Annotated in this window: 17 protein-coding genes; 9 read left to right on the plus strand and 8 right to left on the minus strand. The window is 64.2% G+C overall.

Annotation, left to right across the window (positions count from 1 at the left end; all coding sequences use genetic code 11):
• Positions 1 to 205: 205 nt before the first annotated feature.
• The 6 genes from tssK to AC1P6P_RS17205 are packed head-to-tail and all read left to right on the plus strand — an operon-like array spanning position 206 to position 9,526.
• Complete coding sequence (gene tssK, locus AC1P6P_RS17180) at positions 206 to 1,549, plus strand: type VI secretion system baseplate subunit TssK (RefSeq protein WP_481403667.1); 1,344 nt, start codon at positions 206 to 208, stop codon at positions 1,547 to 1,549.
• Entirely contained in the window at positions 1,546 to 2,874 is a 1,329-nt protein-coding gene (gene icmH, locus AC1P6P_RS17185) for a type IVB secretion system protein IcmH/DotU (protein WP_481403668.1), read from the plus strand. Before tssK ends, icmH begins: the two co-directional genes overlap by 4 nt.
• Positions 2,874 to 6,305: a type VI secretion system membrane subunit TssM gene (gene tssM / locus AC1P6P_RS17190; protein WP_481403669.1), complete on the plus strand. Its 3,432-nt coding sequence runs from the start codon at positions 2,874 to 2,876 to the stop codon at positions 6,303 to 6,305. The genes icmH and tssM overlap by 1 nt, the downstream gene beginning before the upstream one ends.
• Entirely contained in the window at positions 6,302 to 6,880 is a 579-nt protein-coding gene (gene tagF, locus AC1P6P_RS17195) for a type VI secretion system-associated protein TagF (protein ID WP_481403670.1), read from the plus strand. Before tssM ends, tagF begins: the two co-directional genes overlap by 4 nt.
• Positions 6,877 to 7,629 carry a PP2C family protein-serine/threonine phosphatase gene (locus AC1P6P_RS17200; RefSeq protein ID WP_481403671.1) on the plus strand — a complete coding sequence of 251 codons (753 nt, stop codon included), beginning with the start codon at positions 6,877 to 6,879 and terminating at the stop codon, positions 7,627 to 7,629. Before tagF ends, AC1P6P_RS17200 begins: the two co-directional genes overlap by 4 nt.
• Positions 7,622 to 9,526 (plus strand): serine/threonine-protein kinase, encoded by a 1,905-nt coding sequence (locus AC1P6P_RS17205; protein WP_481403672.1) that lies wholly within the window; start codon positions 7,622 to 7,624, stop codon positions 9,524 to 9,526. Before AC1P6P_RS17200 ends, AC1P6P_RS17205 begins: the two co-directional genes overlap by 8 nt.
• Here the strand turns inward: AC1P6P_RS17205 and AC1P6P_RS17210 are convergent.
• From AC1P6P_RS17210 to AC1P6P_RS17245, 8 genes are read right to left on the minus strand one after another with little or no spacing between them, the layout of a single operon-like run.
• Positions 9,516 to 9,998 carry a DUF4123 domain-containing protein gene (locus tag AC1P6P_RS17210; RefSeq protein ID WP_481403673.1) on the minus strand — a complete coding sequence of 161 codons (483 nt, stop codon included), beginning with the start codon at positions 9,996 to 9,998 and terminating at the stop codon, positions 9,516 to 9,518. The two genes, AC1P6P_RS17205 and AC1P6P_RS17210, sit on opposite strands and share 11 nt — an antisense overlap.
• Positions 9,995 to 10,747 carry a hypothetical protein gene (locus AC1P6P_RS17215; protein WP_481403674.1) on the minus strand — a complete coding sequence of 251 codons (753 nt, stop codon included), beginning with the start codon at positions 10,745 to 10,747 and terminating at the stop codon, positions 9,995 to 9,997. The genes AC1P6P_RS17210 and AC1P6P_RS17215 overlap by 4 nt, the downstream gene beginning before the upstream one ends.
• Before the next feature lie 4 nt (positions 10,748 to 10,751).
• A complete protein-coding gene (locus tag AC1P6P_RS17220; RefSeq protein ID WP_481403675.1) occupies positions 10,752 to 12,335 on the minus strand; it encodes a PAAR domain-containing protein in 1,584 nt (527 codons plus the stop codon).
• 59 nt (positions 12,336 to 12,394) lie between these two features.
• Positions 12,395 to 13,117, minus strand: coding sequence for a lysozyme family protein (locus AC1P6P_RS17225; RefSeq protein ID WP_481403676.1), 723 nt, complete (start codon positions 13,115 to 13,117; stop codon positions 12,395 to 12,397).
• Position 13,118: 1 nt separating this feature from the next.
• Entirely contained in the window at positions 13,119 to 13,475 is a 357-nt protein-coding gene (locus AC1P6P_RS17230; protein WP_481403677.1) for a hypothetical protein, read from the minus strand.
• 58 nt (positions 13,476 to 13,533) lie between these two features.
• Positions 13,534 to 14,928, minus strand: coding sequence for a type VI secretion system-associated FHA domain protein TagH (gene tagH, locus AC1P6P_RS17235; RefSeq protein ID WP_481403678.1), 1,395 nt, complete (start codon positions 14,926 to 14,928; stop codon positions 13,534 to 13,536).
• Complete coding sequence (locus AC1P6P_RS17240; protein WP_481403679.1) at positions 14,925 to 15,476, minus strand: DUF6931 family protein; 552 nt, start codon at positions 15,474 to 15,476, stop codon at positions 14,925 to 14,927. Before AC1P6P_RS17240 ends, tagH begins: the two co-directional genes overlap by 4 nt.
• A gap of 12 nt (positions 15,477 to 15,488) precedes the next feature.
• Positions 15,489 to 17,522, minus strand: a complete 2,034-nt coding sequence (locus AC1P6P_RS17245; RefSeq protein ID WP_481403680.1) for a type VI secretion system Vgr family protein — start codon at positions 17,520 to 17,522, stop codon at positions 15,489 to 15,491.
• Positions 17,523 to 17,692: 170 nt separating this feature from the next.
• On the opposite strand from AC1P6P_RS17245, the gene AC1P6P_RS17250 reads away from it, so the two are divergent.
• The 3 genes from AC1P6P_RS17250 to AC1P6P_RS17260 all read left to right on the plus strand — a co-directional run.
• Positions 17,693 to 18,382 (plus strand): OmpA family protein, encoded by a 690-nt coding sequence (locus AC1P6P_RS17250; protein WP_481403681.1) that lies wholly within the window; start codon positions 17,693 to 17,695, stop codon positions 18,380 to 18,382.
• Between the two features lie 117 nt (positions 18,383 to 18,499).
• On the plus strand, positions 18,500 to 20,191 hold the full coding sequence (locus tag AC1P6P_RS17255; RefSeq protein ID WP_481403682.1) for a ShlB/FhaC/HecB family hemolysin secretion/activation protein: 1,692 nt from the start codon (positions 18,500 to 18,502) through the stop codon (positions 20,189 to 20,191).
• A 15-nt stretch (positions 20,192 to 20,206) separates the two neighbouring features.
• Positions 20,207 to 22,106 (plus strand): beta strand repeat-containing protein (locus AC1P6P_RS17260; RefSeq protein ID WP_481403683.1); only part of this gene is annotated, 1,900 nt, incomplete at its 3' end.

Below are 22,106 nucleotides of genomic sequence, written 5' to 3' on the forward strand. Positions count from 1 at the left end.
GAGTCTTCGGGAATTGACATTGCCATACGATCCGAATACGCGACTTGAAGTCGTAGTTACGTGAAGACTAGGACATGTCAGCGTCAAAAAGAACCGGACAATTCTGAATCTTCTGGTCAATTATGCACCGGGTCCTGGGCACAGCATTACTTTTCCGAACTCGCCAATCTGCTACACTTTGACCAAACAAGACGGGGGCGAATCGATGGCGCGCGATGAACTGCGTGTCGCCTGGCGCGAAGGACTTCTGCTTCGGCCGCAACATTTCCAGCAGCAGGAACGCTATTTCGACGCCCTGTCGCGGAGCCGCACCAATGCCGTCCGGCCGTATCCGTATGGAATCCTGAGTGCGGCAATCAGCGAAAGCCATGCCGCGCTCGGCAAATTTGCGCTCGAGCAGTGCAGCGGCGTGCTCGCCGACGGCACCCCGTTCGCAATCCCGGCCGACCAGCCGCCGCCGCCGCCGATCGACATTCCCGGCGATGCCCACGACGTCCAGGTCTATCTCACCCTGCAATCGCGCATTCCCGGTTCGACCGACTATGTCGACAGCGACCGGGCCCGGCCCGACGTTCGCCTGCTGGTCGGCGAGCAGGAGGTTCACGACAGTTTCTCGGCCGAACGCAATCCCGAACCGGTCGAGACTGCCAGTCTCAATCTCAATTACGGCGTGACACGCGAGCAGATCGAAGGCCGCATCTGCTTGCCGGTGGCGCGCATCCAGGAAGTCGTCAACGGCCAGGTGATGTTCGACAAGCGGCACATTCCGCCGTTGCTCGACGCGCGGGCCTCGTCGCGATTGTCAGGCTTCCTCAATGACGTGATCGGCCGGCTCGATCAGCGTCTCGACGAGTTGTCGGTGCGCGCAGTGGAAGCGACCGAAGGCGGCTCGGAAACGTTCGCCAATTTCCTGCTGCTGCAGCTGTTCAATCGCGTGCGGCCGGAATTGCAGCATCTGCGCGCGCTGCCGGTGGTGCATCCCGAGCGGCTGTACCAGTGCTTCGCCTCGCTGGCGGGCGAACTGACGACCTTCAGCCGGCCCGAACGGCGTTCGCCGCCGATCCCCGAATACGATCACGAAAACCTGCAGCTGGTGTTCGAGAACGTGTTCGACAGCATCCAGAAATCGCTGTCGATGATCATCGACCGCGCCGCCGGGCTGGTGAAGCTGGAGGCGATCGGGGCGGGCAGCTACACTGGCACGATTACCGACCACGACCAGTTTAAATCCTGCCAGTTCTATCTCGCCGTTTCGGCCGCGACCCCGGCCGAAAACCTCAGGCGCAATCTGCCGTCGGTGGTCAAGATCGGCGCCATCCAGAAAATGCGCGAGATCGTGTCGTCGGCGCTGCCCGGCGTGCCGATCGTGCACATTCCCAATCCTCCGCCGCAAATCCGCGTGCTGCCGGGCTTCGTCTATTTCGAACTCGATCGCAGCGCCCGCGACTGGCAGGAACTGGCGACGGCACCCGCGCTCGGCATCCACGTCGCCGGGGTGTGGCCCGAGCTGAACCTCGAACTGTGGTGGGTCAAGAGGACACTGCGATGAGCGGCCAAGACGGCACGCCGCCCAGCCGGACGGTGATTTTCCGTGCCTCGCCCCTGCAGGAACTGAAAGACAAGCCGGCGCCGGCCGCAAGTTCGGTCGGCGCTGCCGCAACACTGGCCGCCGAAGCCGACGATATCCCGTCGCCCGCCGCCGCAAAGCCGCGCAACCGCCTGCTGTTCGCCGCGGAGTCGCTGCTGTCGCTGCTCGGCAGCGTGCGCGCCGCCCGCGCCCGGATCGAACTGCCGCGCCTGCATAAGCTCGTCGCCGACGCCATCGCGGCGTATCGGGCCGAGATTGCACCCAACTATTCGGAAGAAATCGTCCGCCGTGCCAGCTACGCCCTGTGCGCGACCGCCGACGACGTGGCGCAGAACCTGCCGGGCCTGGAGAGCGATGCGGCGGAATGGGCGCGACGCTCGATGGTGGTGCGCTTCTTCGGCGAGAACATCAGCGGCGACCGTTTCTGGATGCTGCTCGACGATATGACCGCGCAGCCGCCGCAGTATCTCGAACTGCTCGAACTCTATCATGCCTGCATGGCGTCAGGCTTCGAGGGGCGCTATCGCGTTTCCGGCGGCGCTCCCAAGCATGTCGCCGAGATGCAGCGGACCTATCGCCTGCTGGAGCACACGCGCCAGCTTTCGGCCAACGAACTGTCGCCGCGCTGGCGTGGCGTCGCTTCCGAGATGGCCTCGGCCTCGTTCTGGACGCCGCTGCTGGTCGGTGTCGGGGTTGCCGCGCTGGTGCTGACGCTGGTCTATATCGGGCTCAGGGTTTCGCTATACCAGAGTGCGGCGCCGACGGTGGCTGCGATGCAGGCAATCGACACCCAACCGCCGCTGAAGCTCGGCCGCAGCGCGCCGCAACTGGCGCCGGTGACGACCGGGCAGGTGATGCGCATCCGCCAGTTCCTGGCGCCGGAAATCGAGCACAAGCTGGTGGAGGTGATCGAAGATGCCTCCACCGTCCGCGTACGCGCGACCGCGCCGCTGCTGTTTGATTCCGGCCGCGCCGATCTGCGCAAGGAGCATTACGACCTGTTCGGCCGCATCGTCGCGGCGCTCGACACCGAAGCCGGGCCGGTGCAGGTGCAGGGCTATACCGACAGCGAGCACATGTCGTCGGTGCTGTTCCCCGACAATCTCACCCTGTCGCAGGCGCGCGCCGACAACGTCGCCAAGATGGTGCGCCGCACCATCAAGGACCCGTCGCGGGTGTCGTCGCAGGGCTTCGGCGAGACCCATCCGCTGACCGGCAACGACACGCCCGAAGGACGGGCGCGAAACCGGCGCGTGGAAGTCGTGATCCGGAGGAGCGATCACTGATGGCGCGGCGCATTTTTGGCAATTGGTGGGTCGTTTCGCTGATCGTAGCAGCGCTGGTGATCGTGCTGCTCGCGGTGCTGGCGCCGCTGGTGCTGGCATTTTTCGCGCATTGGTCGGTGCGGCTTGGCATCGTGCTGCTGGTGGTGATCGTATGGGGCGCGCTGGCGGCGTGGCACCTGCTCGCGGCGAAAAAAGCCTCCGACCGGCTGCAGAAAAAGCTCGGCATCGAACCCGAACGAACCCTCAAGGAAGGTGACGTGCTGGCGGAGCGGATGCGCGACGCGCTGGCGACATTGCGCGAGGGTGGACGCGGCGCCAGCCTCTATCGGCTGCCTTGGTACATCATGATCGGCCCGCCGGGCGCGGGCAAGACGACGGCGCTGCTCAATTCCGGCCTGCGCCTGCCGGTCGACGTCAGCGACATGCACGGCATCGGCGGCACCCGCAACGTCGAATTCCTGATTTCCGACGAAGCTGTGATTCTCGACACCGCCGGCCGCTACACCACCCAGGATTCCGACGCGGCGGAGGATCATCTCGCCTGGCTGCAACTGCTCGACTTGCTGCAGGCCAATCGGCCGCTGCAGCCGATCAACGGCGTCATCGTCGCCATCGGGCTCGATGACATCGCCGGCGCAGGCGCGCAGGCGCTCGAACGCCACGCCGGACTGATCGAGGCACGGCTCAACGAACTGCAAGACGGCCTGAAAGTGGAAGTGCCGGTCTACGTGCTGTTCACCAAGGCCGATCTGGTCGCCGGCTTCTCCGAATTCTTCGACGACCTCGACGTGGAAGGCCGTCGAGCGGTTCTCGGGGTGACGCTGCCGTGGAAAGGCGCGGTGGCGGTCGACGCCGACGTCCTCACGGCGCATTTCGACGAACTGGTGCAGGCGATCGATGCGCGCACCGCCAAGCGGCTTGAAGACGAGCGCGATGCCCGTCGCCGCGGCCTGATCGTCGGCTTCCCGGCGCAATTGGCGGCGCTGCGCTCGCGGCTTCTGTTCCTGATGGACCGCATCTTCGCCCACAAGAGCCGCAAGGCGCCGTTCGCCTTCCGCGGCTTCTATTTCACCAGCGGTGTCCAGATGGGTATGCCGTTCGATCGCGTGCTTGGCAGGGTGGCGGCGCTTTATGATGCTGCTCCGGCGGCGGCGCAGGGGCGAGGGCGGGCGTTCTTCATCAATCGCTTGCTCAAGGATGTGGTGATCGGCGAGGCCGGACTGGTGCGGCGCTCAAAGGCGATCCTGGCCAAGCAGCAGCGCACGATCTTTGCCGGAGCGGCCGCGATCGCCGCGGTCTGCCTGCTGTTCATGACGCTATGGACGGTCAGCTATTTCAACAATCGCGCCTGGGTGGCGGCCGCGCTCGATGGCGCCAACGCCGTGCGGACCGAACTCGACAACGAGCACGTCAATTTGTTCGAAGTGCGCGACACCGATCCCGATGCGGCGCAAGTACTGCCGTCGTTGCGGGCGTTGAAGGACCTTCCCGGCGGCTATGGCGAGCGTCACGGCTCCGGACATTCGATCTGGGCGACCTTTGGGCTGTATCAGGACAGCGTCGGGCGGCTGGAGGAACTCACCTATCTCGACATCGCCCAGCGCGTACTGCTGCCGCGGCTGATGTTGCGATTGGAACAGCGGCTGCGCACCGATCAGTCCGACCGGCTGGCGAGCTACGACACGCTCAAGGTCTATCTGATGGCGGGCGGCCAGGCACCCGAGCTGGACGCCGATTTCATCCAGAAATGGGCCACAGCCGATTGGGCCGGCGGCGTTTATCCCGGCAGCGATGCCCAGCCGGTGCGCGACGAGCTTTCCGCCCATCTCGGCGCCGTGCTGCACGATCCGCAATTCGGCCAGTTGTGGGATGGCGGCACGGCGCCGCTCGATGCCGATCTGGTCGCCAACGCGCGCACCGTCGTGGAAGGCATGCCGATGGCCGATCGCGCCTATGCCATCCTCAAGCAGAAAGCGATGGCGGGGAGCGGCGATCCCTGGCGCGCGGATGGGGTTCTCAGCCCCGGTGTCGCCAAGGCCTTTGCCAACGGTCAGGCGGTGACGGCGCTGAGCGTGCCGTATCTTTTCACCAAAGAGGGCTATTGGCGCGCCTATCAGACCAATCTTGCCACCGTCGAGCACGATCTGCAGAAGGATGCCTGGGTGCTCGGCCCCGACAAGACCAAGCTGGCGACGGTCGCCTCGTTCCAAAACCTGCGCCGCGGCGTTGCCGACAATTACGCCCGCGACTACATCGATATCTGGCGCAAGGTGCTCGCCGGTGTTGCGCCCGGGCCCTATTTCGACGACATGGTGGCGCTGTCAGCCGCGGTATCGCAGCCCTCGCCGATCAAATTGATGATGCAGGAGGTCGATCGCAACACCTTCTTCGACAAATCGAAGGCGGCCAACGTCGCCCAGCGTCTGGTGCCGCAGGCTGCGTCGGGATTGATCCCGCAAGGCGACAGCAACGATGCGGCGGGGATGATCTCGGCGGCGTTTTCCAGTTTGCATCTCTACGTCAACGGCAAAGCGGAACCTTCGCTCGACGATTTCCTCGTCAAGCTCGCCGCCGCGTCGCAGGCACTGTCGCGCGCGAATAATCAGGGTGCTGATCAGACCGCGGTGCCGGCCGCCGTCGCCGATCTGAAACGGGCCGCCGACATGGCGCCGCGCGATCCGCCGGAGCTCGGCAAGTTCCTGGTCGCCGCGTCGGTGCAGGGCGACAGCGCCCAGACGGCACAGATCCAGACCTCGGCGACGACCACCTACGGCCAGACGTTGCTGCCCGCCTGTCGCGCGGTGACCGAAAGCCGGTATCCCTTCGTCACCAATGCCAGTAACGAAGCGACCGTATCCGACCTGATGCCGGTGTTCGGGCCGGGTTCGCAGTTCGACAGTTTCGTCACCAGCCAGTTGCGCGGTCACCTCGATATGGCCGGGCCGGTGTGGCACTGGCTGCCGTCGGACCGGGTCGCGGCCGGCTTCGATCCGCAAACTCCGGCGCAACTGCAGAAGATCGACGCCTTGCGGACCCTGCTGACGACCGGCGTCCAGGCGAAGATCGAAGCGGTGTCGTTCGGCGGTACCATCACCGCGGCGGAGTTCTTCGCCGGCGGGACGCCGATCCGTTTCGAACGCGGACAATCGGGGGCACGCGCGTTCCTGTGGACGATCACCGCCCAGCCGGAGGCGCGCGTGGCGCTGTTCGCGGGCAGCCAGCCGGCGAAGCAATTCGACTATGCCGGCACCTGGGCTGTGTTCCATCTGTTCGACGGCGCCCGCACCATGGCCGCGACGCCGGATCAGTTCACCGCCACCTTCGGCGACGGCGCCAGCTTCGTCACCTTCCGTGTCAGCCTTGTAGGAGCCAGGGGCAATCCGTTCAGCCGCCTCGGCTTGTGGTCGTTCCGTTGTCCGCCCCGGCTGTGAGCGCGGCGCGTCCGGCGCTGTTCGGCAAATTGCCGACGCACGGCGATTTCTTCAGCCGAGGCCTTGGCGACGACGAGCGCGCCGCCTGGGACGCCTGGGCCTCGCGCGGATTGTCGGCCGCGCGCGCCGTTTTGGGCGAGGGCTTCGACGCGGCGCATGACCGCGCGCCGCTGTGGAATTTCGCAGCCGCGCCCGGCGCCATCGGGCCTTCGTGGTGCGTCGGCGCGATGGCGCCCTCTACCGATCGCGTCGGTCGGCGCTTCGTGATCGTCACCGCGTGGCTCGATCTGTCGTGGCCCGAAATTTCTGCCGGCGCCGCTGGGTTCGCCTCTACCGCCACCGATGCGATCTATCGCGCCTTCCGCGATGGGTTGGATGCGGACGCAGTGATCGCCGCCCTTGCCACCGCGCGTCCGGCGGCAGACGCCACCTCGGCGCTAGTGCTGTTCGACGAGCCCATCGCCGACGGCCTGTGGTGGACGCATGATCGCGACGGGATGCTGTTATCGGTGACGCCATTCGCGGCGCCCGAGAGTTTCGTTCGTCTATTTTCTCCGGTGGAGGACGGCCCATGATCGGCTTCCGGCTCATCACGGCGGGCATCAGCGACAAAGGGCTGGTTCGCTCGGCCAACGAAGATTCGATGCTGATGCGCGATGACGTCGGCCTGTTTGTGGTCGCCGACGGCATGGGCGGGCATTCCAATGGCCAGTGGGCATCGCAGCAGGTGGTCGCCGCGCTTGCGCCGGTTGCCATCGGCGTGGATTTCGATGCCAACGTCGGGGCCATCGCCGATGCGCTGCAGGCGGTCAACCTGCACATCTGCACGACGGCGCAGCAGGCGGGTCTGCAGATCGGATCGACGGTCGTCGCGCTGCTGCTGCACGACGAGCGCTTTGCGGTGTTGTGGACCGGCGACAGCCGCATCTATCTCTGCCGCGACGGACGGCTGGTGCAGCTCACCGTCGATCACACCTATGTGCAGGACCTTGTTGCCGCCGGATCGCTGCGGCCGGAAGATGCCAAGTCGCATCCGTCCGCCCACGTCCTGTCGCGCGCCGTCGGCGTCACCGAACAGCTGAAAGTCGACGCCATCGCCGATGGCGTGGAGTCTCAGGACACGTTCCTGCTCTGCAGCGACGGCCTCTCGGGGCTGGTCAGCGACGGCGAGATCGAGGAGCGGCTGGCACAGTTCGCGCCCGCGGTGGCGGCGCGACGGCTGGTGGAATTGACGATGTCGCGGGGCGCGACGGACAATGTGACGGTGGTGGTCGTCCGCTGCGAGGAGGTCACCAAGCTGGCATTCGGGGATTCCCATGGCTGACGACAAGCCGCCAGTGCGCGACGGAACGGTCGTTTGGGTCGGCGGGCACCCGCCCGAACCTGCGCCGAGTGCCGAGGTGGCCCCCGCGCCGGCACCGCGGCCGGTCTCCAGTCTGGTCGAGATCGGCACCACCTTGAACAGCATCTATCGCGTTACCCGCTTCATCGCGTGCGGCGGCATGGGTGCGGTGTACGAGGGCGAGGCGCTCGAAACCCACGAGCGCGTGGCGATCAAGGTGATCCTGCCCGATCTGGCGAACGACCCGCGGGTGCTGACGTTGTTCCGCAACGAAGCTGGCGCGATGAAGACGTTCGCGCATCCGGCGCTGGTGCAATACCTCGGCCTGGCGCGCGATCCCGAACGCGATGTGCTCTATATCGCGACGCGCTTCATCGACGGGCCGCAGCTTTCCGACGTGCTCGGTGAGCACGAGGTGTCGGCGGAGCAGATGCGGGCGCTCGGCATCCGGCTGGCCTCGGGGCTTTCGGTCGCCCACGAACTCGGCGTCATTCACCGCGACTTGTCGCCCGACAACGTGCTGCTGCCGTCCGGCAGCCTGGAGCAGGCCAAGATCATCGATTTCGGCATCGCCAAGGATATCGGCAGCAGCGGCAAAACTGTGATCGGATCGGCATTCGCCGGCAAGTACGCCTATGCTGCGCCCGAACAGGTCGATGAGACTGGCGACATCGGGTTCTGGACCGATATCTACAGCCTGGGACTGGTGCTGCTGGCGTTGGCGCTGGGCAAGAAACCGCCGATGGGCGATTCACAGCTCTCGGCCTCCGAGGCGCGCAAGAAGGTGCCCGATCTTGCCGCCGTGCCGGAAGAACTGCGCCCGTGCCTCGCCAGGATGCTGCAGCCCGACCGGCGCAAACGCTTCCAGACCATGCACGAGGTGGTCGATGCGCTGGAGAAATCCCGCAGCCGCAAGCCGGCTTCGCCGATCGATGGCGTTATCGCCGATGCCGTACGAATGCTGCGCGCCGCGACAGAGCGGCCGCTGCTGCTGTGGCCGGGCGTTGCGATCGGGGCGGCGTTGATCTTCGTGCTCGCCATCGTGCTGTGGCCGCACGCTCCGGTTCCGGGGCACGGCGGCGCCAGCAAGCCTGAGGCGAGCGGATTGCCGCGCGAGGAAGTCGTGCGGCGGGCGGTGGAGGGCGTGTTGCCGTCGGCTTCGTGCAGCTGGCTCGATATCGATTATCCGCAGAACTCCGCCGGCACCATCCGCGTTGCGATGCGTGGCGTATCGGGCGATCCGGCGTGGATCGGCGCGGGGCTGGCGCAAGTGCAAAAGGCGGCGCGCGGTGCCGCTGCTTCCGCCATCATTGCGGCTGACATGGTGCTGCCGGCCGAACCGCCGGCGTGCCGCGTGCTCGATGCGGTAAGACCATTCCGCGAGGCGTCGTCGCAGGACGGGCGGGCGCTGACCGTCAAGCAGCCGCAATTCCACCTGCAGGCCAACGCCCAGAACTGCGATCCCGAGGTCACCAAGAAAGGCCTGACGCAAGCCGAAATCGTGATGGACATCAAGCTCGACGATCCGAACACGGATTTCACCCTGATCGGCGTCGACGGCAACGGCGCGATGCAGCAGATCATTGCGAGCCGCGCCCAGTTCGATCTCATCCGCGGCAAGTCGAACATGATCAGCGATCTCGGCAACGGCCGCTACCGTTGGAGCTTCTGTACCGACGAGAAGACGGCGCTGTCGAGTCCGCGCGGGCTGGCCGGCATCCTGATGATCAAGGGACACCATCCGTTCGATCTCGGACTGCCGCTCAGCGGCAACGAAACCGAAATGGTTTCCGAACAATGGCTGCAACAGTTCGCAGCGCGGGCGCAGGCCCTGGGCTGGACGACGCAAATGGCGTGGTATCAGGTGCTCAAGGACTGAGGCGCGGCGACACGGACGTCTGCAGCGTGGTGCCGGCGAGGCGGAATTCGAGGATACTGCTGTCCTCGCCTTCGCAACGATAGCATTCGATGCCTTCGAACCACGCCGGCAGTTCGGCGGGCTCGACCAACGGCAGATAAACGCGGAACACGCGCGGGTCCCAGAAGCGGAACAGCACCGGGCCTTCGCCGTCGGGCAGGCGTGCCTGGGTGAAATGGCGCAAGCGGCGGCGCACGAAGCCGAGCGGCTTGGCGGAGTCGAGTTGGATGCCCCACGACTTGCCCCAGCCTTCGCGCCGCCATGCCGCCGCCAGCGGATCGTTTGGCGCCAGCTCGACGAGATGCGGCGAGACCTGTTTCAATTCCGGCGCCAGCCGCCCCTCGAACAAACACGCCGCCGCCCCCGGCTCCAGCCGCGCGATATGCTCGTAGAGCGCAGGCTCGCGGGCGGGATCGAGGACGGCGTAGGTCATCGCACGATGGTCCATTGGCCGGCGATCTTGGCGACAAAAGGATCGAGCGCGAACGTGCTGCCGCCGCCCAGCGCCCGTATCGGCGGACCAGCGGCGCGATCCGTGGCATGCTGGACGCGGCCGTCGGCCATGGTTTCGAGCCGCAGTCCGGCGCGATCGAACGGCGGCACCGTCCAATCGGGCTCAGCCATGCGATCGTTGAGAAAATCGCGATACGACTGGCGCGCCGCGGCCGGATCGAGACCGCCGACAATGGCCTGCTCGGAAAGCTGGATATCCTGTGCGGCGACCACCGCGTCGATGGCACGGGCGGCGAGGGCATTGCGCTGGCGTTCGAGCAGGTCGGCGATGGTACTGATATCGACCGGCGTCGGCTGCAGCACTTGTGCCGCGTGCGTCCAACTCCACACCGCGACCGGTTCCAGGGGAAAGCTGCGCTGCAGCACGGTTTGGCGCGCGCCCGGCGCAAGAGACGTGGTTGCGGCGTCCCAGACGTAATTCGCCAGCTCCAGTTCTTCGCTTGGGCTGATCGCGCGCAGGCGGATTTCGCACCGCTGTGCTGCGGACGACGCGGGCGGCAGCGCCAGCTGGACCCGCAAGCGGTTCTCGCCACGCACCGTCCAGCTGTTGAGACGGATCGCCCGCCGCGACGATGCCACCCCGCCGTTGACGAAGGCGACGCCGTTCCATTCGATCCTCGCGTCGAGTGCGGTGATGGTGGCATCGAGAACGTATTGAACCGGTGTCATGTCGTCACCATGCCTCGCCGCTGCCGCCGATCGATGCGGGTTCGGCCTTGTCGAGCGACCATTCGTGCGAGCCCTCAAATTCGGGACCGACATGGAATTCACGTTCGAACTCGACGATGCCGTAAAGCGTCTTCACGGTCGCCTTTGCCGTCAAACTTTTCCACGCCGCCGAGACCTCCACCGACGTCTCGTCTTCGCGGCCAAGCTTGGCAGCAAACTTGATCGCGGTTTCGCCGCCGACTTCGGATTCGATAACGTCAGGGCTCACCAGCTTCAATTCCAGGAAGACGCCGAACGTGCCGCTGCCTTCTCCATCGATCGAACGCGTGCTCCATTCGGTCTGGCCGTGCGCCGGACGGAATTTTCCCGCCACCGTGCCACTGACATCGAAGCCGGCCGAGAGCTCGCCGAACACGCCGGCCTTGATCCAGCGCGACAGCCAGCCCGGAACCAGCATCAAAGGATAGATCGGGCTTTTGATCGAAACGCCGATCAGCGGCGAGAAGCCGACGGTGAAGGAGTGCTCGAAATAGGCTTCCCAGTTCGCTTTATCCTCCTTCCAGGCGCCTTCGTATTGTACTTGGCCTTTGAGGAAGTCTGCTTTCCAACCTTCTTCGTCTTTGTCCCAATCGATCGGAACCTTGCGTTTGATCTCGTCGATGATGCGTTCGATTTCTGACAGGTCGATGGTGAATTTCACCGACCCCGGCGGATAGCTCTGGATCTCGTACGACCGGCTGCCGCTGCAAGCATCACCCGCGACCGCATAGGTCTGCGGCGACACCCCTTGCAGCGACAGGGGATTGAGGAGAGACGGTTTCCAGGCCCGCGCGGTGAAGCTGAACGAGGTGCCTTTGCCCTGGCTCTGCGATGTGCCCGAAACCGCCCAGGCCGCGTGATCGCCGCAGCCGCCTTTCATCGCCAGCCTGCCGGAAATCGTGTCGCCACCAACTTCGGAACCCGGAACCACCATCAAAATGTTGGAGGGGCCCGGCTTGCGGCCATGGCTGCAGGAAATCTCCATCGCCGTCAGTTCGCAATTGGTGCTTTGGGCGGCTGACGGTGGCGGGGGGGCGGCCAGGTGTGGTGCGACCGCGACCGGTTTGGCCGCGGGAGCATTCGCCATCTTTGCCGCTGCCGCTTTCGCCGCGGCCGCCGCTTTCTGGAAACAGATTTCGCAGAACGCCGTGCCCGATTTGGCCGCTTCGATCAGCACTTGGACCTGCGCCATCGCGGCAGAGAATTCCAGCGCGGCGCCTTCGAACGGCGACACCGATCCGCCGGCGCTGGAACCGCCGATGTCGCCGATCAGTACCGTCGGCAGGCCGACAACGATCACGCCGCCATGCGCCGTCTGATCGCCGAGGCGCGCGGCCGGCTTGCCGTTGACGAAGACGCCCATCGATCCCATGGCGATGGTATCCGGCGGCCCGGCGCACACCAGCATGTCGCCGACGCGCGCCTGCGGCAGCCCGCCCGTGATCACATTCGGCGACGCCAACACCACCGGCCCCCCGACATGCGGCACCGTCCCCGTCACCATCGGACAGGTGTGGAAGTCGGTAACGCGTGCGGCGGGTTTGCCCATAGTCCATACCAGACTGGTCAAATGATCCTTGGATCCAACGCTAGACACATGAGCCGAGGTTACCAGTGGCTCGCGAATTCCTGGGATCGTGCCCAGACGTCATTTGAATAGTCTCCTCCTGTGGTTCCTTGGTCGACGTTGTCCAACGTTGGAGTTTGCCCGCTGGCGTCGCCGTTATAAATTGCAACGGCTCGCTGCAATTGGCGCTCGGGCGGCCATTTCGGGTGGTACTTTTTTACGAGCGCGAGTTTGCCGTTGAGTATCTGTGCAGCCTGGTCGATATGATCGTATCCATTTGGATCATCTTCTCCTGATATTTCGGAATTTGCATTTCTGTCGACCTGCATTATCCCAAATGCATTTCCATTATCGCCGTTGCCGTCTTCGTCGAGGCCCGTCCCCATGCCGCTTTCTCTGCTCGCGATGCCCGCCAGAAGCGCGGGAGGAAGGTCATACTTGGTTCCTATGGCGTTGAAATTGTCTTTCAGACCTTGGTTCATATGTTTGGCATCCTCAAGCGCGAGTTTCTTTGATTCCTCGGCGCCACCGGTTTTCGTGCCGGTGGGCTGATAATCAGACAGTATGGCGTTTGAACCGTGCAACTGCGGCGGCTTTGCAGTGTTTTGGGTTGCCTCTTTTTGGTTTGAACGGTCGTCTTTGGAATAGGGACATTTATTAAGAGCCCGGTTGGCAGGGGCCGGGCTGAAGGTTTTCTTTATGACATCAATGATATCTTCCAGCGACCAACTTCCGGCGCGGTTAGCGTTCTCTTGCGTCGCCACGTTACCTCTCTCCATTTTTTGCATGCAGGAGTTCAGCTTTCTTGAACGCGAACTCTAGATTTTGAATGGGTGTTTGTTCGGAATTTGACATGGCCTCGCGAAACCAATTCGGATCTAGATCAATTTCCGCAAAATTCAACGCAACCGCGATACATACATAGGCGGCAAGCTCTTGCTCCGAGATCAGGTGGTATCGGTCGCTGCGGACTAGGAAACGTTTGACTGTCTCGGTTGTTATGGGGCCACGCAAGGACTCGCTGACAAAGACTGTGACACGCGCAATGAATCTCTCGCGCTGAGCGGCTTCCAACGCGCCATATTGCCAAGCTGATATCGCTAACTGTGCCATCAGATGCATAGATCGCGTTAGTTGGACGGGTCAGGCTTTTTCGCCTTCGGCTCGCAAAGAGTAGTGTTCATGTTGGGAGTTTCATCTCAAAACTTGCCTTCTGGTACGCCTTCTTGAAGGCCTTGGCGAAGAAGTCCATGAAGGCTTCGTCGGAGCCCGCCACTACACCGTCGAAATCGCGTTCGTAGGCGCGCCACAGGGCGGCGTCGCGGGCGGCGGGGAAGAGGGTGGCGAAAAAGCCGGTAGGCTTGGCGCGGGTCTTGATCTTCGCGGGCGAGAAGCGGGCCAGGGTGTCGTGCAGGGCGCCTTGCATCGCCGCCAGCGTCGCCATCTGGTGGGCCTGCAGATCCTTGAACGAGTCATCGATCGTCGCGTCGGCGCTGAGATAGCCGTGCTCCGGCGGGTTCATCAGGCGCGTCACCGCGATCTCGGGCTCGCGCAGGAATTTGAGCAGGTTGTTGCCCTGGCGGCCGAACAACGTCGCTTCGACCATCAGTTCGCGCTTGGCGCGGGCGCGCGCTTCCAGCATCAGGATCAGGCCGGCGACCAAGCGGTTGAGCATGCGGCCGGCGGCGGCGGCGGCTTGAGCCGGCGGCACCTTGATATCCTGCTCGGTCACGCCGGCCGCACGCAGCAGGGCTGCCCAGGCTTCGTCCGCATTGGGCAGCGGCGGCGCTGCGACGGCTGGCTCGGTGACCGGTTGAGCGACTGGCTGCGGCGCGGCAACCGGCGCCGTCCAGGCGATTTCATTGGCGGCTTCGAAGCGGCCCCAGATGTCGGCTGCGGGCTGCGGCACCGGCGGCGGATTGAAATTGCCGGTAGCGGCGCCGGTGCCCGACATTGCCGACTTCGGCTTTTCGTCCGGCCATGGCTGCTTGGCGATCGGCACTTCGCCCCACGGCGAGCGGTCGGGTTGCGGCGCGGCCGGCTCCTTCCAAGCCGGCGCCGACGCCCCCCACCGGGCCTGATCGACAGGCGCCGCCGGTTCATCCCAATGCGACGACGGCGGTTGCATTGCCGGCGTGTTCCAGCCCGCCGGCGGCGGTGCAACGGCAGGCGTATCCCATCCCGACGACGGCGCAGGCGTTGCGGGCGCGTTGTCCCAGTCCCATCCCTTCGCGGTCGGCGCTGGAGCGACGGGCGCGGCGTCGGCTAACTGAGCACGGACGCGGTAGGGGCCGATGACGAATTCGTCGCCGTTGCGCAGCATATGCGGATCGCGCATCCGCTCAGGCGCACTGTTGAGGAAGGTGCCATTGGTCGAGCAGTCGATCAGCATATAGCCGCCGTCGCGATAGACGATCTCGCAATGCGTCGACGAAATGAATTTCTTGGCATCGGGCAGCGGCCAGTCGGCGCTTTGCGAGCGGCCGATCCTGGCGCCGTGGCGATCCAGTACGAGTTGCGTCTTCTCGCCGTTTTCCAGGCTGTCGACGTTGACAAGAGTGAGCGTGAGACTCATGCGCTAGCCAGTCCTTCTTGGGCGAGCCGCTCGCCGTCCTTCAGCGCCTTCGCGAGAACGGCATCGCCGTCATCGCTCCGGGCGGCGGCAATCAGGATCGCCACGGCCGCGAAACGCCCGGCACTGTCGTGCGGCGCCGGCAAAGGCTCGCAGTCGGGCGGCGCGACTGACCCGCCGGAATAGAACGCCGCCATTGCCGCCATCGCTTCGGCGGAGGCCGGATCGCACGCCTGGGCCGCGTCATAGGCGGTGCGGCGGCGGTTTTCCGCTGGGTCCTGCAGCCACGATAGCACCGCCTTCAAGGCTTCGGCTTCGGGCGGGTCGGCGTCATGACCGCAGTCGCGCACGGTAGTTGCCGCCCAGGCGACGGCTTCCAGGCGCGGCAGCGCCAGCGCCAGGAATTTCACCGCTTCATCGAACCGGCCGTCGCGCACCAGATCGGCGTAGTAGAGTTCGGGAGGCTTACGCGCGGTGTCGGGAGCCGCCTTCACTTTCAACAGCGCCAGGATCTGTCCGGCTTCCGACCATTTCACCCGTTGCCATTCCATCGCCGGCCGCCCTCAGTTGATCTTGACGATCGCGCCGTTGATGACCACCTGGGTGGCCGCCTTCAGCTCGCTGGAGAGCCCATTCGCCGACCATGATGCCTGGGCGTTGAGCTTGATCGTCAGTGCATTCACTTCCAGGCCCGCCGGCGACAGCTTCAGCGTGTTGCTGCCGACCCTGAGCAGGATCTCTTGCTTGGCATCGATCAGCACTTTTCCTTTGCTGACTTCGACCGTGTAATTGCCCTTCTGGATCGTGGTCGTCGCGTTGCCGGTTTCGACGGTGAGATCGTCGGCCTTGTGTATCGTGGTGGCGCGCGAACCTTTCTGCACCTGGCGGGTTTCGTCGCCGGTCTCGACGATCAGGGCTTCGTTGTCCTTGATGTTGGTCTGGCGGTTGCGGCCGACGCGGACGGCGACATCGCGCCCGGTCTTGCGGCCTTCATCGAGACGAATCCAGACGTTCTTGTTGCGCTGGGCATGTTCGAAGAACTCCTCGGCGCCGCCTTTGTCCTCGAAGCGGATCTCGTTCATGCCGCCTTCGGCGGGCGGCGGTTCCTCGGCGCCGCTGTAGTTGCTCGATCTGCCGACGGTGCGCGATTTCCAGGTCGAGCGCGTCTTGTGGTCGGGCAGGGCATAGGGCACGTCGCGTTGCGGATTGTAGACGCGGCCAGTGATGATCGGCTGGTCGGGATCGCCGTCGATGAAATCGACCAGCACTTCCTCGCCGATGCGCGGGATCAGCATGGTGCCGAAGCCGCCGTCGGCCCACGCCTGCGAGACGCGCACCCAGCACGAGCTGTTTTCGTCGAGCTTGCCGAGGCGGTCCCAATGAAACTGGACCTTCACGCGGCCGTGCTTGTCGACATAGATCACTTCGCCCGATGGGCCGACCACGGTGGCGGTCTGCGGACCGCCGGCAACGGGGCGAGGCGTGCGCAGTGGCGGGCTCCAATGCGTGCTCGACGGGATTGCTTCCACCTGCACTTCGTGACGCTGCTCCGTTGTCGCGCCGCCGGAGCGATAGGATTCATTGTCGATGACGTGAGAGGTGGCGATCACCAGATATTCGGTATTGAGCCGGCCATCAGGAAAACTCTTCAGCGTGAAGCGCGCGCCGCAAGTGATGCCGAAGGCGTCGCCGTGGCCGTGATAGATTTGGCGCGGCGCCCGCGAAGCATCGAGGCGCAAGGCGGCGTAGCGATCCTTGGCGCGATCCATCTGCGCGACGTCGTAGGCCGCATAGCCGCCGGGATTGTCGTAAAGCTCGAAATCGTCAGCGTGCGAGGCGGCCGGCGCGCTGCTGGTGCCGTGGAATTTGTTGCTCGGCTGCAGGAAGCTGTAGTCGCGCAGCGCCGTTTTGGAAGCACCCGGCCGCAGCTGTTCGTCCCAGCGCCACAGATGCGGCGGGCGGCCCGAGCGATCGGCACCTTCGGCGGCGATGTAGGGGATTTGCTCCTGATCGCATTGCGGATGCTGGGTGACCTTGTCGCAGACATGCATAACATGGCGGCCGTTGCCATGTTCGAAGTAGTAATAAAGTCCTTCCTCTTCCATCAGCCGCGACAGGAAGTTGAAGCCGCTTTCGCGGTATTGGACGCAATACGTGCGCACCGGATAGCTGCCGGTGGCGTCGAAAGCGAAATCGCCGTCGTAACCGCTTTCGGCAATGACCTTCTTCAGAATGTCGACGACGGACAGATTCTGGAAAATGCGGATGTCGAGGTTTTGGGCCAGCAGCGCGAACCACGGCTTTAGAATGAGACGATAGTGCACACCCATATCGGTGGCATCCGTCATCCGCGATTCAAACAGCAGTCCATTGAAGAAACGCGTGGCGCCGACGACGTCTGCTTGCTGCATTGAGACTGTGACTGAAGAACCGAGATGAGCCGAAAAATCGATCGGGCCATCCTGAGCAATGACATCAAGAATTATTGTAAAGGTATCACTGATGTGCTCGCTTGAACTAAGCCGCTCAAGTACAACAACATTATCGCCAAGTTCTGTCGTGACTTTGGCTTGGCGCAGTGTCTGATCAAACCCCATTCTTGATACCCCTGGTCCTGAAGCGCCGGTTCGATTCTATGACAGAGTAATAAAGGCTGTTGTTGCTTCATATTGCAGCAGAATAGGCACGCCAAGTCGCGGTGCACAACGCTTGCACGCTAGTTTCGCTATGCTTATCGTTGTACCCGTAGCGGTGGAGTCTTGGCGCCATGACTGATTACGTCAGACGCAACGGTCTGTTGTTCTGTATCGTTGCAGGGAGTTTTGCGCTGATCTTTGGGCTGCCAGCCATCGCTCAGCCGGCTGCACAGTCGACGACGCAGCCGCAGATCAAGGCCGAGGACATCGTGCGGACCTTCACGGCGCCGACGTCGCGGCCGACGCCGGCAAAGAACTGCGATCCCAACGAAGTGGTCAACACCGAAGATGGCCCGGCGCATCGCAAGTGCAATACGCTCGGCTTCAATCTCGGTTCGGCCGGTGACGTGATCAACAAGCCGGTCGCCAGCACCAAGCCGAAGCCGCGTGGGGCGCAGACCGCTGCCTATTTGCCGCCGGTGGCGCAGCGCAACGTCGACCTGATGCTGACCTTCGCCCTGAATTCCGCCGATCTTACGCCGCAGGCGGTCGCCAATCTCGACCAGTTCGCGCAGGCGCTCCGCGATACCAAGCTGGCCAATATGCGCTTCCAGATCGCCGGCTATACCGACATGTCGGGCATGCGCGCCCACAACCAGGTGCTATCGCAGCGGCGGGCAGAATCCGCAGTGGCCTATCTGACGGCGCACGGCATCGATCCGTCGCGCCTCGTGGCCAAGGGATTTGGGCCGACCATGATGTGGCAGAGAGACCCCAAAGGTCAGGATAATCGTTGCGTCGTTGCACGTCTGGCGCACTGACGTGGAGTGTCCGCGCGTTCTTGCGGATCGTGGGTAGGACGTTTGGCTTTATGAATTCGCCGCTGGGCGGCGATCGGCGGGCGCGCGCAGGGCCGTCTGCCGAGGGCAGGGGGTCTAATGAATATCAGGAAATTCGCGGTGCGCGTCGCCGTATGCGCGGCTGTTTGCGGTTTCACCCTTCCGCTCGGTGAGGCAGCCTGGGCGCAGAGCGCCACGCCATCGCCCCAGGAATTGAACCCGGGCCTGCGCCTGCCATCGGTCCCCGCGGACACCTCCAGCAAGGGCGATCTGTTGACCGCGCCCGAAGGCGGTCCGTGCCCGCTGCGCTCCTCGACGCTGACGTTCACGCTCAGCAGCGTGACCTTCGAAGGTGCCGACAACCTTCCGGCCGGTATTTTCGGCGCGGCCTATACCAGCTTCATCGGCAAGCAGATTCCGGTCAGCGCGATCTGCGATATCCGCGATAAGGCGGCGTCGATCCTGTTCCATCGCGGCATCCTGGCCCGCGTCGAAATCCCCGAGCAGCGCATCTCGCAAGGCACCCTGAAGCTCGACGTGATCGAAGCCTATGTGGCGTCGGTATCGGTGGTCGGCGATATCGGTCCGGCGGGCGGCAAGGTTGCCCAGTACGTTGAACAGCTGCGCGGCATGAAGCCTTTCAACATCAACAAGGCCCAGCGTTATCTCTTCCTCGCGTCCGACATTCCCGGCGTGCGGATTTCCGCCACCCTGAAGCCGTCGCAGCAGGGCCGCGGCGCCGTCGCGCTCGAAATCGCGGTGACGCGCGAAGCCTTCCACGCCATGCTCAACGTGCAGAACACCGGCTCCAATGCGGCCGGACCGTGGGGCGCGCTGGCGCGCGTCGATCTCAACAGTTTTACCAGTCTCGGCGAACGCACATCGCTGATCGGCTACACCACCTATCAGCCCGAAGAGCAGAAAGTGCTGCAACTCATCGAAGACGTGCGGCTCGGCCCGGAGGGGCTGGCGGGGCATCTGTCGCTGTCGTGGGGCCTCACCCATCCCGGCGCCGAGCTGAAAGTGCTGGGTTTGAGAGGGGATTCGCTGGTGGCCGATATCGCGGCGTCGTATCCGCTGATCCGCACCCGTCGCGCCAATCTCAACCTGACCGGCGGGCTTGAAATCGTCGAGCAGTCGGTTGACGTCGCCGGTTCGCTGCCGCTGACCCGCGATCACCTGCGCGTGCTGCATGTCGGCGCCGCCGGCGATTACACCTTCACCGGCGAGATTCCGGTCGCGACTAACATCGAGATCGAATTGCGGCAGGGGCTGTCGGTGCTCGGCGCCAGCAATAAGGGCTCACCGCTCGCCTCGCGCATCGAAGGCCACCCGGATGCGACGGTGCTGCGCGCCAACGGCGGGGTCAGCGTCGGCTGGCTGCCTTATCTGAGCACGTCGGCCAGTTTCGCGGCGCAATATTCGCCCGATCCGCTGCTGTCGTATGAAGAAATGTACGCCGGCAACCTCACCATCGGGCGCGGCTACGATCCGTCGGTGGTGTCGGGCGACCGCGGCATTGCGGGATCGTTCGAAGGCCGTGTCGGTCCGTTCGATTTCGGCATCGCCCAGGCGACGCTGCTGTCGTTCTTCGATGTCTCTTATCTCGACAATCTCGATACCGGCGGCATCCACCGCACGCTTGAATCGGTCGGTGGCGGTGTCGGCTTCCAGATCAGCAACTTCGCACATCTGGACGTCACCTACGCGCATCCGCTCGACAAAATCTCGGATACCGCTGCCAAGCGACCGCCCGATCGCGTGCTCGTCAGTTTGACGCTCAGCTACTAACGGCAGGAGAACATCATGATGAACCCGGCTCCTCGCGCGACAGTAGCCGTACTCAAGCGCACGCTTCTGGTCACAACCGCTGTTACGGCCATCGTTCTCGGTTGCAACTTCGCCCACGCGAACCCCACCGGGCCGACGCCGGGCGCAGGGACGGCGCCGACGATATCGACCTCCGGCAGCACGCTGCAGATCGACCTCAACCAGGGCCGTACGATCATCGACTGGTCGAGTTTCGACATCGCCAGCGGCGAAACCACCAAGTTCGTGTTCGGCAACAACCCGTCGTGGATCGTTTTCAACCGCGTCAACAGCGGATCGGCGACGATCTCGGGCAATCTGCTCGGTTGCGTCACCAGTTCGTGCGCCGCCAATACCGGCAATATCTGGCTCTATGCCAGCGACGGAATCGTCGTGAATGGCGGTGCACGCATCAACGCCGGCGGCGTCCTTCTGACCACCTCGCCGATGGCGACGACGGATTCCGACTTTATCGCTGGCACGGAGCCGACCGCGTTGGCGTTCGACTTTGCGGCGTCGGCGGCGGGCCGCAGCGTCAGCCTGCAGGACACCGCGACCATCACCGGAACCGGCGGCACCGTTGCGCTGATCGCGCCGCAGGTTTCCACCGCTGCCGGGACGAGTGTGTCCGCGCCGGCGGGAAAGGGCTCGGTGCTGTATGGCGCAGCGAGTTCCTACAAGATCAAGTTCACCAACGATGCCGGCAATCTCGATCTCGTCAGCTTCGAGGTTCCCGATGAGGCGAGCGGCTCGGGCAGCAACCAGCCGGTGAGCGTCGCCGGCGCAACCGCGGCCGGTACCGTCTACGTCGCGGCGGTGAACAAGACCGCGGTGGTCAATTCCGTCATCAACGTCAGCGGCACGGTGACCGCCACATCGGCCTCGTCCGACGGCGGCGACATCATCCTGTCGGCCGGTGGTGGCGTCACGGCAGGCGCCGCGGGGGCGCAGGTCGCGTCGTCGGCCGCGACGGCGGTGGATACCAGCAGCGGTACCCTGAACGCCGACCGCAATGTCGAAGTCAAAGCCTCGGGCGCCGCCACGACCGGTGCCGTCACGGCGACAACGGGAAACGTTACGATTGCCGCGGCCGGCGCCATCACGCTGAACGGTAACATCGCAACAGGCACGGGGAACGGAAGCCAAACGGTCACGCTGACGAGCGGCAGTTCGATTGCGCAGAACGGGGGCACGATCACGACGGTGAACCTCACCGGTTCGTCCGTCGGTTTCGCGCACTTTGATGCTATCAACGACTTCGTGAGCCTCGGCGACTTCACGGCCGGTGGCGATTTCCGACTGGGTAGCGCGGCTTCCATGTTGATCACCGGCACGGTCAATGCCAGTGGTTATAGCGTTGACCTCCACGCTTACGGTTCGATCTCGGAATCTGTCTTCGGCACGATCACGGCTGCGACTTTGACCGGCACGTCGTTGGACGCTACGACACTCGGCGGCGCCAATAATATCGGCACGTTGGGTTCGTTCTCCAGCGGCGATTTCACTCTTCATAACGCCGGCGCGCTTGCGATCAATGGCGCGCTGAACGCCGTCGGTCATACAGTTACGCTTAATACAGACTTTGGCACCACAACATTCGGCCCCAGCGGCACGATCACCGCCGCCACGCTCGCCGGTGCGGTGCATGGTGACGTCACCATCGGCAGCGGCAATTCGATCGGCGCCATCGGCGCGTTCTCGACCGACAATCATGACTTCAGCATCACGACGACCAGCAGTCTCGCCATCACCGGCGCACTCAATGCCGGCGGCGGCACCGTGATGATCAATTCCGGCGGCAAGCTGACCGAGTCCGTCTCCGGCGTGATTACCGCCGCGACGTTGACCGGTTCGTCGCTGGGCGCGACCACGCTTGATGGCGCCAATTCGATCGACG

The sequence above is a fragment of the Rhizomicrobium sp. genome, assembly GCF_056722145.1.

Coding starts and splice junctions, on each gene's coding strand:
- tssK (WP_481403667.1), top strand. CDS start 206: ATGGCGCGCGATGAACTGCGTGTCGCCTGGCGCGAAGGACTTCTGCTT.
- icmH (WP_481403668.1), top strand. CDS start 1,546: ATGAGCGGCCAAGACGGCACGCCGCCCAGCCGGACGGTGATTTTCCGT.
- tssM (WP_481403669.1), top strand. CDS start 2,874: ATGGCGCGGCGCATTTTTGGCAATTGGTGGGTCGTTTCGCTGATCGTA.
- AC1P6P_RS17200 (WP_481403671.1), top strand. CDS start 6,877: ATGATCGGCTTCCGGCTCATCACGGCGGGCATCAGCGACAAAGGGCTG.
- AC1P6P_RS17205 (WP_481403672.1), top strand. CDS start 7,622: ATGGCTGACGACAAGCCGCCAGTGCGCGACGGAACGGTCGTTTGGGTC.
- AC1P6P_RS17210 (WP_481403673.1), bottom strand. CDS start 9,998: ATGACCTACGCCGTCCTCGATCCCGCCCGCGAGCCTGCGCTCTACGAG.
- AC1P6P_RS17215 (WP_481403674.1), bottom strand. CDS start 10,747: ATGACACCGGTTCAATACGTTCTCGATGCCACCATCACCGCACTCGAC.
- AC1P6P_RS17220 (WP_481403675.1), bottom strand. CDS start 12,335: ATGGGCAAACCCGCCGCACGCGTTACCGACTTCCACACCTGTCCGATG.
- AC1P6P_RS17230 (WP_481403677.1), bottom strand. CDS start 13,475: ATGCATCTGATGGCACAGTTAGCGATATCAGCTTGGCAATATGGCGCG.
- tagH (WP_481403678.1), bottom strand. CDS start 14,928: ATGAGTCTCACGCTCACTCTTGTCAACGTCGACAGCCTGGAAAACGGC.
- AC1P6P_RS17240 (WP_481403679.1), bottom strand. CDS start 15,476: ATGGAATGGCAACGGGTGAAATGGTCGGAAGCCGGACAGATCCTGGCG.
- AC1P6P_RS17245 (WP_481403680.1), bottom strand. CDS start 17,522: ATGGGGTTTGATCAGACACTGCGCCAAGCCAAAGTCACGACAGAACTT.
- AC1P6P_RS17250 (WP_481403681.1), top strand. CDS start 17,693: ATGACTGATTACGTCAGACGCAACGGTCTGTTGTTCTGTATCGTTGCA.
- AC1P6P_RS17255 (WP_481403682.1), top strand. CDS start 18,500: ATGAATATCAGGAAATTCGCGGTGCGCGTCGCCGTATGCGCGGCTGTT.